The following is a 12,940-nucleotide window of genomic DNA, read 5'->3' on the forward strand; positions in this document are numbered from 1 at the left end:
GGAAAGGCACTCTTATGGCATCTGGTATTGGGACTGCAACAGTGACAATCAGGGTTTCACGATTCACTCCTCGCCCAGAACGCGAGCGTGGTCGCTCATCCAGCCCATTCACGAAAACTCGTTCTCCGTTTGGCGGTTCATCCTCATCGAGCAGGAGAAAACCTCGAGGCAAGCAGTGGACCCAGGATTATGTCGTGCAGGCCAGCGGTCAGGACACCATTCTCGACTGCTTGCTGAATATCAAGCGCACCATGGATCCCACTTTGGCATTCCGCTACTCCTGCGGACACGGCATGTGCGGATCTGACGCGGTTTCAATCAACGGCACACCTGCTTTGCTATGCACCGCAACCGTTGAACAATGGGCCATACAACCTCAAAAGCCCCAAGAGAATGCGTTCCGGCGCACAGGAGTCAGAACCGACGATATCGAAGCGGCTCTCGAATCCGCATCGTCTCCCTCGGATCCCTCGAAAACCCCGGTATCGCAATCAGGAGACTCTTCAGCATCCTCCGCTCCCTCTTCTGACCAAGGAGACTGGGGCGTTATATCCTTGTCCGCTTTGCCTGGTTTCCCAGTGCAAAGGGATTTGATTGCCGACATTGATTCCATGTTGGAACAGATCATCAAACTCAAGCCCTATCTCCAAGCAGACGGAGTGCTGGCAACCACCGATGAAGGCAAGGTCGACGTGTTCGAATATTTGCAACGTCCGGACCAGCTTGCCAAATATGAGGTTCTGAGCAATTGCATTGCCTGCGGCGTTTGCGAAGGCAGCTGCCCTGTATTCGCAGGAGGAGATGCGTTCATTGGCCCCGCCGCGCTGGTGAATGCCTCACGGTTCATCAATGACTCCCGCGATCGGGCCACAGATGCCCGTATGGACGCCATAGACACCGCCGACGGCATAGCAGCATGCCAGTCAGTACGTGCGTGCTCGCGACAATGCCCCAAGGGTATCGATGTGGGCGAAGAGATCTGGCAGCTGATCGCACAAGTAAGAGAGCGATAGCAACATCACTGCGCCATCACGCCATCGTTGGATTGCGTTACTTACCCAGCGTTGCCACTAAAGTAGGAAATATGGATAAATCGTCGTATATGAATGTTGCCAAGGCATGGGAATTCATTGAAGATCATGCCTTTTCGCGCCAAACAATGCAGTCGGCTCGAGTAAGGCAAGAAGCAGAAGAAGCTGCAATGCCCCAAGGATCGGCAGCTCAAGCCGAATTCCTAGGTCTATTGCTGCGTATGCTTGGGGCTTCCTCGGTTATTGCAGTGGGCACAGGCTCCATTGTGGAAACGTTGCAACTGATTGATGCTTTGGACGGCAAAGGGCAGGTGACTGCAGTTGATTCATCTTCTCAAGGCATTGCATTGATCAGGAAAACATTCAACAATCTATCGGATCGCACCCAAACCACGTTACGCGCGGTGAATGCAGAGGCAGGAGTGTTCCTCCCCCGTTTGAATGCGGAAATGTATGATCTCATTGTGGTGTGCGGCGATGCTGCGAACTATGCCAGCACATTTGAACAGGCCCCAAGACTGCTCAATGACCATGGCGTAATCGTATTTACCGATGTCTTGGCCATGGACGCTCCCGACTCGAATGGCGGCATTCTCAATCCCGCTGATCGCAGTAACAAGGCCCAAGCAATGCGCAATCTTCTCGATGAAGTGCAATCCGATGAACGGTTCCGCACAGCGCTGATTCCTGTGGGGACAGGCTTGTTGCTCGCAGCAAAACAATAATTCAACAATCCCGTGGGGCCTTGGATGTGTATTAATCACGTAACCAAGGCCCATGGTTTATCTGAACCGCAATACCAGCAATCACCATAATGCAATGCGGTTATTCCTTACCTGATTCATGCGCTCGATCGCGCTCACTCTTGCGGACGCATCGCCTTGCGAACGTTGCGCATCGAAACCACGTATAGTCTGCGACTATCTTTTATGCATCCGCGTTGTGTTGCCAATCAATCCCACTGCATGCAACCCGCACCGCCTCCTCCGGATCATCGGTAACGGTTACCAGATCGGGATCGAGCGGGGAAATCATCCCCTTGGCCTGAGCAGTGCCAGTCAACCAATCCAGCAACCCCTGCCAATAATCCCTGCCGAAGAGCACCACAGGCATGACGGTAACCTTGTGTGTCTGCACGAGTGTCAACAATTCGAACATTTCATCCAAAGTCCCGAAGCCGCCAGGACATATGATCACTCCGGATGAATACTTGACAAACATCGTTTTGCGCACAAAGAAGTATCTGAAACTGATGCCGAGATTCACCCACTGATTCAATCCCTGCTCATGCGGCAGCTCGATTCCCAGACCAACTGATTTGCCGCCTGCCAGTGCCGCTCCCCTGTTTGCCGCTTCCATAATTCCCGGACCGCCACCGGTAATCACCGCAATCCCACGCTGCGCTATGCTCTCACCCATACGCGTTGCCGCTTGGTATTCCGCCGTTCTTTCATGGCTACGCGCCGAGCCGAACACACTTACGGCAGGACCAAGTTCTGCCAATGCGCCGAATCCATCAACGAATTCAGACTGGATGCGCAAAACACGCCACGGATCCATATGCAGCCAATCAGCTTCCTGTCCGGATTTGAGCAGATTAGCGGTCGAATTATCCTTGGGGATCATGGATCCGCGCATAATGATGGGACCCTGCTGATATGCCTTGCCCAAAGGAGAAGAATCGCTGCCATTCGCATCAAAGCCGCTCGTCATGAATTGTGCATCAGATGCAACACCGCTATCTTGTTCGTCTGCACGCTGAGAGCCAACCGTAGCCGATTCGTCTGAACCGCCATTTTCCATACTGTACTTGTCTGCCTCTTCTTTGGCCATATTGCGCTCCCTCCTGACGATCGATAACCTGCCCACCCCAGCCTAGCGCATCGGAATATGGGAAATCGACAATAGGCAGTCACATATTCCGGATTTCATCCTGTACGAATGCATTGAAAGCCACACCGATTGAGCGTCATTCGTTTTCCGCTTGGATTCGTTTGCTCTGCACAGAAAGCAAAATCCCAGAAAGCACCGCTGCGATAAGCGATGCCGTCAATACGCCGATACGGCTTTCAGCCGATAATTCGGGGTTATGGAATGCCAGAGAAGCGATGAGGAAGGAAACTGTAAATCCAATACCGCAGGCGAATGCTGTGGGGATGATATCACGCACGCGCACACCGCGAGGCATCGCAAGTCTGCCTACATGAGTGCTGATCCATGCGGTGATCAGAATTCCCAGAGGCTTGCCTATCACCAAAGCAACAATGAGGGCGATAACAATGGGAGAACCGAATAGTTGCAAGCTGAATGTCTCGATCCGAACGCCTGTGGCGAAAAACGCAAATACCGGCAAAGCCACCAATGCGGACCACGGCTGAACACCGTTGAGATATCGTTGCGCACGAGGCTTGGTTTCGCCGTGAATCAATTGCGCAGGCGTCAACAGCCCCAGAACCACACCGGACAGCGTCGGATGCACGCCGAATTCCAGCATGCACACCCAAGCCAGAACTCCCACGAGCACGGCAATAGGCCAGGGAACGCGCGGCATACGAATAACGAATGCCCATATTACGGCGCATACCACCAAACCCACGAACCACCATACGCTGTTCAATGCCGAGAAGAATACCGCGATGACAATAATTGCCAGCAGATCATCCACAGTCGCCAAGGTCATAAGGAATGCACGGATGGAAATAGGCAACGCTTTGGCAAATAATGCCAGCACGGCCAAAGAAAAAGCAATATCGGTGGCAGTGGGCACGGCCCATCCGGAAATTGCCTCGGAAAGCGGCACATCAGCTCCTGACGCCAAATGCACCATGCCCGCCTGCGAGCCGGGCGCAAACGCGAATATGGTCATCACACTGACGAAAAGCACCGGGGGCACCATCATCCCTCCGACGGCGCATAGCATCGGTACGGCAGCTGCTTTGGGATTGGCCAGGGAACCACCGGTCAGTTCCAGTTTCAGATCCAACCCAACTGCCAGGAAGAATACGGTAAGCAGGCCATCCTGAGCCCAATGCCCGACCGGCAGCTGGATATTGGTGCCTGGGATTCCCAAAACCCACTGTTCCAACACTTCAAATCCATGGGAAGTTGCAGGCATATTGGCCAGCACCAAACCCAAAATGGCGCACCCCAGCATGATCAATCCTGCAGCTCGTTCAGATGCAGCCACGTGCTTGATTACTGTGCCGGTTTTACGCGCGATTACCATCGATTGATTCCCAAATCCTTATCCTGCGGAACGTCTCTCGCACCGCAACAAATTGCAATTGTACAAAGCGGCATCGAGACTGGGACTTCGTATATGAAATGCCGTATTCCTCGAACAAGAATCCTGCCAAATGCACCACCTCATGACCGACATCCGACGAATACGACACGCCGATTCTTGCGCTTGGGAGGAGCTTGAGGTAGTTTATACGAGTTGCCGGAAACGAGCTCCTCACTGAGAAGCGAGATGACGGAAAACATGCGCCAGTAGCCCAATGGATTAGAGCAGCTGACTACGGATCAGCAGGTTGCAGGTTCGAATCCTGTCTGGCGCACAGAGATCCCCTGAAGACATTGCCTTCAGGGTTTTTTAATGCTCAGTTGAGTGCCCTACAAACGCCACCGCACGGCTTGTGCAACTTCGACCGATCTCTGCCGGAGCCGCACAACTCCCATAAGACGCGGCAGACCGCACGACCTTAATACACAGGTCGATCGCTGCCCTCAGTCGCGGCATTGGCGATGCCGACGCTGTCCTTCACAAGGAAGCTCGGGTCATCGACAATGCGAATAACCACATCGGCGATGCTTTTGCGAGATCCCGAGACTCCGATGTATTTCTCGCCTTTATACGTTATGACATAATCAACCTCATCGCAGTCGTTGAGCCACGGAATGCGAAGAATGGTGTAATCCAATCCCGATTGCTCATACAGTTGAGCAGATCCAAGGCAATTATCTATTGCAGCCTGCGTCACGGTTTCTTTATTCCATCGACCGAATTCGCCATCAACCTCGTCATAGATTCCACCGATATTCGCGCTGACGACTCGGCTCAACCCAGCTTTGTTCATCGCAGAAATGACAACACGCGTCTGTCGGTTGGTCACATCGTGATCCACAGGAGATACGAACACAATATCCTGACCTTGCATAGCCTTTTCAAGTGTCGCCTCGTCATGGATATCGCCGTCCACGACGCGTACACGCGGGTCCTTGGCCAGGTCTGAAACACGAGAACTATTTCTCAGATACAAGGTGAGGTTAATATCCTCATTCTCCTTCAGCAATCGTTGTGCAACCAATCGTGCGATCTGTCCGTTCGCACCCAGTATGAGTAGATTCGTCACAATTGACCTTTCTGATATTTATTGATTCCTTGAAATTCGAAATCTTGAAGTTGTTATGTCTCACGAGCACTGCCACCGGCATGCCGAACACCGTAAATGAATGTCATGACCAAGCACAATGCAGGTTCTGAACAATCGACATAATCCAAACCGAAGCACAGGCCAGTCACAGTATGCTGCAACTATTTCACCGCGTCAAGCCACTGCTTAAGGCTGCTATCAGCTTCATTCACTCTATTGCCTTGAATGGTGTAGGCCTCGGTGATATCTGCCTGAACACCTTGGTCGCCAAGGATACGCTGGATGCGTTGAACACTTGCCCCGATTCCATAGCTACCATTGGTGGAGAACGGCGAAATGGTTTTGCCACTCAGCAGTCTTCCATATTCTTCCAGAAAGCTGGCCATCGGTTCCGCCAAGGTCATTCCCCAGATCGGATATCCCAGATATACGTGCTGATAGGCCGATAAATCCGGAACATCCATATTGAGTTCAGGATCGTCTTCCTCTTCACGTTCACCATTGGCTCGCTCCACAGTGTCGTAATAGTTCGAGCTATATGGATCCTTCACCACTATTTCCAACGCATCGGCACGAAGTTGATTTTGAATCTTGCTTGCCAGTAATTCTGTCGAGCCTGAGCGAGAGAAATAAATTATGATATCTGAGCTTTTACCTGTCAGGATGAGAGTCGGATCATTGTCAGCATTGGTATCATTGCCATCCGAAACGGTCCCTCTGCTCTGATTCCACTGCGCATCTGGTATTCCAACTTGAGGTGCGTTGATACGCGAAGGATTCATGAGTTCTTCGGATTGAGACTGTGTATTCGTATTGTCCTCCTGAGATTGTGCAGTCTGTGATGTCTGAGGTGCAGAGCAGGCAACAAATAGCGATGAGACCAGCAATGCGGCAAGATATGAAAGCCTTGTACGATTACGCATTTGAAGTCCTTAATTGTTGCCTGCCATCGATGAATAGAAAGATGTGTTACAACGCCTTCTAGAATTTCTTGAAGACGAATCCAGCGAGCAATTCCACAGTTGAAGCTTCATGATGATCCGCAAAGACCGAAGTCTTGGTATCCAATGTCTTGATGTGGTTCATATCGTCTTCGCTGAGCTCAAAGTCGAAGATGTCGAAGTTCTGACGTACTCGCTCCGGATTTGCAGACTTCGAAAGGGACACAACCCCGCGCTGAAGCTGCCAGCGGAGCATGACCTGCGCCACGGTCTTGCCGTGCTTTTGGGCGATATCAACCAGAACTGGATTGCTGAAGACATTGTTGTGGCCCTCTGCAAAGGCTCCCCAGCTCTCGGTCACGATTCCCTTGGATGTCTGGTATGCCTGCTGTTCCTCTTTCTGATGGAACACGTGGAGCTCGATTTGGTTCACCGCAGGGACGACATCATTGAAAATCGAAAGGTTTGCGATCTGATCTTCTTTGAAATTGGAGACACCAATCGCGCGGATCTTCCCTGCCTTGTACAGCTCTTCCAAGGCTCGCCATGCCCCGAAGGTATCCCCTACCGGCTGGTGAAGCAGATACAGATCGATGTAATCCAGACCGAGCTTTCTCAATGATTCGTTGAAGGCTTCCTTTGCGCCCTCGTAGCTCATATGGTTGATGAAGACCTTGGTGGTGACGAAGATCTCTTCACGAGGTATCCCCGAATTTCGTATTGCCTTGCCCACGGCTTCTTCATTGCCATACGCCTCCGCGGTATCGATAAGACGGTATCCTGTGCGCAATGCCTCTGCAACTGCCTTTTCGGTGGTATCGGCATCCTGAATTTGGAATACACCGAATCCGACCATTGGCATCTTGACACCGTTATTAAGTGTTACGAATTCCATTGTTGTTCCTTTCGTTATTTGGTGATTTCGAGATTAGATCCGCAACGCTGCCCTGTACATTACCCACAACGAAAGGTAGTATTCATATTGCGTATGCTATTGATTGCGCTTGCAAAATCAACCATTTTCAAGGATGAATAGAGATGTATTTCGATAATCGTCTGCTCGAAACACTCGTGGCTTATGCCGACAACGAAACAGTGCAAGGCGCTGCAGATGAGCTCATGATTTCTCAACCGACCGTTACGCGAAATCTGCAGAAACTTGAAGACGATATAGGTGTCAAACTCTTCAATCGGTCGGCCAATAAAATCGAACTAAACACGACAGGAAGGCTCGCAGCACAGCGTGCGAGAGAACTGCTCGATGCCCAGCATCAATGCATACAGGAGATCCAGCAATACAATTTCGGCCAGCATCATATCCTGCTGGCGGCGACCGCTCCCGGACCGGCGCTCTTCTTCACTGCACACAATCCGGAACTTCCTCATATCGACAACGATTTACTCGAACACAATGAAGTGGGACAAGCCTTGATGACATATCGGTATTCTGCAGTATTCACCACAGAAGAGATTTTTACCGACACAATCGAATCCTTTTATATCGGAGAGGAATATCTCTGCGCTCATGTGGATGCAAAACTCCTCCCGGCAGACAAGGGCACAGTAACCTTCGAAGAGCTCAACCATCTGCGATTTCTTGTGCTCACCGGTCTTGGTCAGTGGCAGACCGTGATCGAGCGCAACATTCCTCACGCAAAATTCATCAGTCAAAACGACAGGGATGATTTCCTGGAGATAATCGACAACTCAACACTCGCCCACTTCTCCACAAACCTATCGACTGGCATTGTTCGCAATACTTCACGCCGGCGGCTAAGAATCACAGATGCAGAGGCGATTCTCCCCTTGTATCTCACATATCTGATATCGGAAAAGCAGCGATTGCAGCCTGTTATCGATGCCTATATTTCGGCGTGGCCCAATGACGACGCACTCACCATGCACTGAGCGGCTACATCAATCCAAGAAAACCGTCTCATGGGAAGCGCTCAGCGGTTTTATCGAAAACCATAATGGCAAGAAGTGCATGCTATCGGTGCGTGTCAATCCGCATGAATCGCCATCTATACGCTATTTGTCTTGAATACTGATGGAATCTTTGCCACCACGCACATTCAGCCACAGTCGGAATCGTCCGGCATCCTCATGCGCGTTAGGCGACCCGCCTTGGCCATTCATTGGAGACCAGCTTTGGCGTTCCCTCCCCACGCACCGATGAAGCATCGACAATAACCTCGTCAACATCTTCCATTTGCGGCAGGTGGAACATGGTTTCCTCCAATGTTCGTTCAATAATCGAACGAAGACCACGAGCGCCGGTTCCCTGTTCTATTGCCGTGTGGGCGATGGCATCCACGGCTTCCTGCGTAAACGAGAGCTTGACGCCATCGACTGCAAACAGTTTCATATATTGCCTGACCAATGAATTCGCTGGCCGGGTGAGCACTTCTGCCAAATCGCGCTCATCGAGCTCCTCGAGAACGCTGAAAACAGGTAATCTGCCGATGAATTCGGGCAATAATCCAAACTGAGCCAGATCATCTGGGGTGGTCTGTGCAAGCAACTCCTTCGGATCGACATCCTGTGTGCGCCATGCCGCACCGAATCCGCTTTCATGGCGGCCTAATCGTTGCGCAACGATATCAGCCAATCCGACAAAAGCCCCTCCGCATATGAACAGGATGCCTCGGGTATCGATATTCACCGATTCCTGATCCCTGTGTTTTCGTGTGCCATCCAATGGCACCGATGCCACGGTTCCCTCGAGTATTTTCAGCAAGGCCTGTTGCACGCCCTCACCGCTGACATCTCTGGTTATGGATGTGTTCTCACCGCTTTTGCGAGCGATCTTGTCAATCTCGTCAATGTATACAATCCCCTGCTGCGCTCGGCTCACATCGCCGTCTGCGGCCTTGAGCAACCTCTGCAGCACGGTTTCCACATCGTCTCCCACATATCCCGCTTCGGTAAGCGTGGTGGCATCGGTGATCACAAAAGGCACATTCATGACTGAGGCCAAAGTCTGTGCAAGATAGGTCTTGCCGACGCCTGTGGGCCCCATGAGCAGAATATTGGATTTGGCTACCTGGACCTGACTGAGGTCTTCATTGAGCATCAAATCGCTTCTGTCAAGCTGATCGCTCATGTCTTCATGCATATCCCGGACTTGTGTGCTGTCTTGAGAGCGAGCTGCCTCCAACTGTTCCATATTGACGCGCTTGTAATGGTTGTACACGGCAACGGACAGCGTTCTCTTCGCCGACTGCTGGCCTACCACATACCGATCCAAATAATCGTAGATATCGGCAGGGCTCGGCAGAGACAAGACATTGTTCTCGGCATCCCGTCCCTGCTCTTCGGAAATGATCTCCACACATAACGCGATGCACTCATCGCATATTGCAGCAGTGGGGCCTGTGACTAATTTACGAACCTGTCGTTCGGTCTTTCCGCAGAAGGCACACCGGGGCGGTTCTTCACCATAGCTGACCACATTACTCATGGTCTTCCTTTCCGGTCGGTTCATCACTGTCTGCAACTTCGCAGGATTATCCAGTCGATCTCAGCGCACCATCATCTGGTCTCGCGCTTTACAACGGTTCCACGATACGACAATACCCCCGATGTCTGAAACATCAGGGGTATCTTCAACAGTTTCTACTTATCTGAAACTACTGGCGGTGCTCCAAGACGGCGTCCACCATGCCGTATTCCTTGGCCTGATCGGCGGTCAGAATGGTGTCAACCTCGATGTCCTTGCGGATTCGCTCAATATCCTGCCCAGTATGCTGGGCCAGAGTCGTCTCCAACCATTCACGCAAACGCAGCATCTCCTTGGCCTGGATCTCGATTTCGGTAGCCTTGCCGAAATCCTGTCCCATAGCCGGCTGATGAATCAGAACACGCGCATTCGGCAGAATCAGACGCTTGCCTGCCTTACCTGCTGCCAGCAAAATCGCCGCGGCAGAGGCAGCCTGGCCTAGGCACACCGTCTGCACATCAGGCTTGATGTATTGCATCGTGTCGTAAATGGCCGTCATAGCAGTCATGGAACCACCTGGCGAATTGATATACATCATGACGTCACGGTCAGGATCCTGGCTTTCCAAAACCAACAGCTGCGCCATAATGTCATCGGCGGAGGTGTCATCCACCTGCACACCCATGAAGATGATACGGTCCTCAAACAACTTGGTGTACGGGTCCTGGGTCTTCATGCCATACGGGGTACGCTCGCTGAATTGCGGCAACACATAACGGTTCTGTGCCTGCATGCCGCTTATTCCACGAGGTCCCGCCAAACGTTCGGCACGGGCGACAAAACGTGCTTCTTCACTTGCCATTGCTACCCTCCTTACGCCTGTTCCTTGGTGTTCATCGTTCCTGGCGTGGTGACGATCTTGTCGACGAAGCCGTATTCCAATGCCTGCTGTGCGGTGAACCAGTGGTCATATTCGTTGTCACGATAGATCTCTTCGATAGTGTGGCCGGTCTGCTGAGCGGTCAACTCCGAGAGGGTCTTCTTCATATCCATGATGAGCTCTGCATTGATGCGCACATCCGTGGCCGTTCCGCCGACGCCACCAGAAGGCTGATGCATCAGGACACGGGCATGAGAGGTAATGAACCTCTTGCCAGGCGTTCCCGAACTCAGCAAGAACTGACCCATCGAAGCCGCCATGCCAACGGCAACAGTTGCCACATCAGGTTCGATCAACTGCATCGTGTCATAAATGGCCATACCTGCGGTGATGGAACCGCCCGGTGAATTAATGTACAGCCAGATATCCTTTTTGGGGTCTTCTGCGGCCAGCATCAGCATCTGCGCGCAAATGCGGTTGGCCATATCGTCCTTAACCTCTTCGCCCATCCAAATGATACGGTCCTTGAGCAGCCGGTTAAAAATGGGATCGCCCATCGAAGGCATTTCGCCATCGGCCATCTTCGGCGAGGATGTCAGAAAATCTGCCACCATATCTCCTTACAAACAATCGGTACACGATGAACAATACCGCTTTGAAGCGACTCATTCCATCTTTGCGCTAACTGCGAGAATATGTTTTGAGTACGAGGCCTGAAACCATGACGGACATCATAACCGCCACACCGGCTGGAACTGCCAAGGCAATAGGCGACTCCGTCAATTCCATGACCAAGAACAATGCCATCAGCGGGGCTTGCTGAGATGCCGATAACAATGCGGCTGCGCCAATAAACACGAATATGGACAAACTCGTTCCTGGAAAAACGAGCATCCAAACCAAGCCGAGCAAAGCTCCTGCACACGCACCCACGGCAATCCCGGGCTGCAATACGCCGCCGGAAGCACCGGATCTGATCGTCGCTATCGTCAGCACAGCCTTGGCCAGCATAAGGATCAGTACCACGAATGGCACTGAAATTCCGCCCAGTTGCGGCAATAGCGAGGTGTTAAATATGGACTGCGCCACTTTCTGGCCATTACCCATGACCTGCGGCATCCAGATAGCCACCAGGCCGGTGCACAGCGCCGCAAGCGGCATTGCCCATACAATACCAACGCCTTGTGGCTTATGCTTGCCGGCCCATGATGACAGGATGCGGAACCATGCACCCAAAAAACCGCAGACAATGCCACATATCACTGCGAAAGCGGTGACATTGGCTGGTACGGGGAATTGTCCGCCTAATGCGTTCTGCCAAGCCGCGACATCATAATATGCGTGACGTCCGGTTATGCTGTCAGCAACGAATGCCGCGGTCGCCGAAGCTCCGAGAGCCACCCCTACTGTGCGAATGCGAATATCGGCAAGGAGGATTTCCACCGCGAACATCGTTCCTGCCAAAGGCGCATCGTAGACACCAGCCAAACCAGCTGCCGCCGTAACCGCAACCAGCATTTTGGTCGTTGCGGCATCAAGCTTGAGCAGAGCACAGTAGCGTTGTGCGAGCAAGGCGCCCAATTCTCGAGGCGCCACTTCCCTGCCGATGGACGAACCGGTACCGACAATGAGAATCTGCAATAACACATGGGTTATGCTCTGCCATACTGGCATAATGGCGCCTTGCACGGCTTGAGCAACCGATGGGACTCGTTTCGTGCGCGTTCGCAATTTCCACCACACGCATCCAGCAATCAAGGCTGCGGCGACCACAAACACCAATCGCCAGAGTGAAACCGTGCCAAAACCGTTTTCGACTGCGAGGTTTGACAACCACTGAGCCCCGTCACCAATACCTTCGAGAATCAGCATCAACGCAGCAGCACCCAGGCCGGCCAGTGCCCCGAGGATGAAAACGGAAATAACGAGCGCAATTGGCTCGCTGCCAGCCGTACGTTCGTGTGAGATCTCGTTTTCTGCCATCTTCACCGCTCTCCCACTGGTATCGATTCACGAATATTTCGCCATATATTTCGATGCTATCGAATTGGCAGACTTCAGGGTTATTGGCCAGAATGTGTGTCTGAAATCGCCTCTCATGCCTTGTGCTGCAAGGTCTGAGAGGTGTTTGAATGTGGCGGTGGGGACTTTCGAGGTCGGCCAGAATGTGTGTCCGGAACGGGACGTGGCGCGTTGCGGGGCAAGGCCTGGGAGCCGTTTGAATGTGGTTGTCTGAATGGTATGAGAACCCACTTTGCCCCGAATGCCAC

13 protein-coding genes and 1 tRNA gene are annotated in these 12,940 nt (G+C 52.3%); 4 read left to right on the top strand and 10 right to left on the bottom strand.

All coding sequences use genetic code 11. From position 1 onward, the window contains the following. Positions 1 to 14 precede the first annotated feature (14 nt). Positions 15 to 1,013, top strand: coding sequence for a succinate dehydrogenase/fumarate reductase iron-sulfur subunit (locus BITS_RS04200; protein WP_026642610.1), 999 nt, complete (start codon positions 15 to 17; stop codon positions 1,011 to 1,013). Positions 1,014 to 1,084: 71 nt separating this feature from the next. Further along, positions 1,085 to 1,756: an O-methyltransferase gene (locus tag BITS_RS04205; protein WP_026642609.1), complete on the top strand. Its 672-nt coding sequence runs from the start codon at positions 1,085 to 1,087 to the stop codon at positions 1,754 to 1,756. Between the two features lie 202 nt (positions 1,757 to 1,958). Here the strand turns inward: BITS_RS04205 and BITS_RS04210 are convergent, their stop codons facing one another. Together BITS_RS04210 and nhaA are read right to left on the bottom strand one after the other, a co-directional pair. After that, a complete protein-coding gene (locus tag BITS_RS04210) occupies positions 1,959 to 2,744 on the bottom strand; it encodes an LOG family protein (RefSeq protein WP_044259478.1) in 786 nt (261 codons plus the stop codon). A gap of 256 nt (positions 2,745 to 3,000) precedes the next feature. After that, positions 3,001 to 4,257 carry a Na+/H+ antiporter NhaA gene (nhaA, locus tag BITS_RS04215; RefSeq protein WP_026642608.1) on the bottom strand — a complete coding sequence of 419 codons (1,257 nt, stop codon included), beginning with the start codon at positions 4,255 to 4,257 and terminating at the stop codon, positions 3,001 to 3,003. 260 nt (positions 4,258 to 4,517) lie between these two features. Here nhaA and BITS_RS04220 point away from each other — a divergent pair. After that, a tRNA-Arg gene (locus BITS_RS04220) sits at positions 4,518 to 4,591 on the top strand. Positions 4,592 to 4,735: 144 nt separating this feature from the next. Here the strand turns inward: BITS_RS04220 and BITS_RS04225 are convergent. The 3 genes from BITS_RS04225 to BITS_RS04235 all read right to left on the bottom strand — a co-directional run bounded on the left by BITS_RS04225 (position 4,736) and on the right by BITS_RS04235 (position 7,243). Beyond that, positions 4,736 to 5,386, bottom strand: coding sequence for an NAD(P)H-binding protein (locus tag BITS_RS04225; protein WP_026642607.1), 651 nt, complete (start codon positions 5,384 to 5,386; stop codon positions 4,736 to 4,738). 182 nt (positions 5,387 to 5,568) lie between these two features. After that, positions 5,569 to 6,330, bottom strand: a complete 762-nt coding sequence (locus tag BITS_RS04230; protein ID WP_026642606.1) for a flavodoxin family protein — start codon at positions 6,328 to 6,330, stop codon at positions 5,569 to 5,571. A gap of 58 nt (positions 6,331 to 6,388) precedes the next feature. Continuing rightward, complete coding sequence (locus BITS_RS04235) at positions 6,389 to 7,243, bottom strand: aldo/keto reductase (protein ID WP_026642605.1); 855 nt, start codon at positions 7,241 to 7,243, stop codon at positions 6,389 to 6,391. A 143-nt stretch (positions 7,244 to 7,386) separates the two neighbouring features. Between BITS_RS04235 and BITS_RS04240 the strand changes: the two genes are divergently transcribed. Continuing rightward, positions 7,387 to 8,256, top strand: coding sequence for a LysR family transcriptional regulator (locus BITS_RS04240; RefSeq protein WP_034534282.1), 870 nt, complete (start codon positions 7,387 to 7,389; stop codon positions 8,254 to 8,256). Positions 8,257 to 8,461: 205 nt separating this feature from the next. Here BITS_RS04240 and clpX read toward each other — a convergent pair whose 3' ends face one another. From clpX to BITS_RS09500, 5 genes are all read right to left on the bottom strand, one after another. Beyond that, positions 8,462 to 9,811, bottom strand: a complete 1,350-nt coding sequence (gene clpX / locus BITS_RS04245) for an ATP-dependent Clp protease ATP-binding subunit ClpX (protein ID WP_026642602.1) — start codon at positions 9,809 to 9,811, stop codon at positions 8,462 to 8,464. 169 nt (positions 9,812 to 9,980) lie between these two features. Then, complete coding sequence (locus BITS_RS04250; protein ID WP_026642601.1) at positions 9,981 to 10,652, bottom strand: ATP-dependent Clp protease proteolytic subunit; 672 nt, start codon at positions 10,650 to 10,652, stop codon at positions 9,981 to 9,983. Positions 10,653 to 10,663: 11 nt separating this feature from the next. Beyond that, positions 10,664 to 11,284, bottom strand: coding sequence for an ATP-dependent Clp protease proteolytic subunit (locus BITS_RS04255; protein ID WP_154568185.1), 621 nt, complete (start codon positions 11,282 to 11,284; stop codon positions 10,664 to 10,666). Positions 11,285 to 11,351: 67 nt separating this feature from the next. Next, positions 11,352 to 12,653, bottom strand: a complete 1,302-nt coding sequence (locus tag BITS_RS04260; RefSeq protein ID WP_044259483.1) for a chloride channel protein — start codon at positions 12,651 to 12,653, stop codon at positions 11,352 to 11,354. A 27-nt stretch (positions 12,654 to 12,680) separates the two neighbouring features. Continuing rightward, positions 12,681 to 12,940, bottom strand: a 260-nt coding sequence (locus BITS_RS09500; protein ID WP_238556545.1) for a hypothetical protein, incomplete at its 5' end; no start/stop codon positions are given.

Origin of the sequence: Bifidobacterium tsurumiense (assembly GCF_000741765.1) — a bacterium.
Taxonomy (GTDB): domain Bacteria; phylum Actinomycetota; class Actinomycetes; order Actinomycetales; family Bifidobacteriaceae; genus Bifidobacterium; species Bifidobacterium tsurumiense.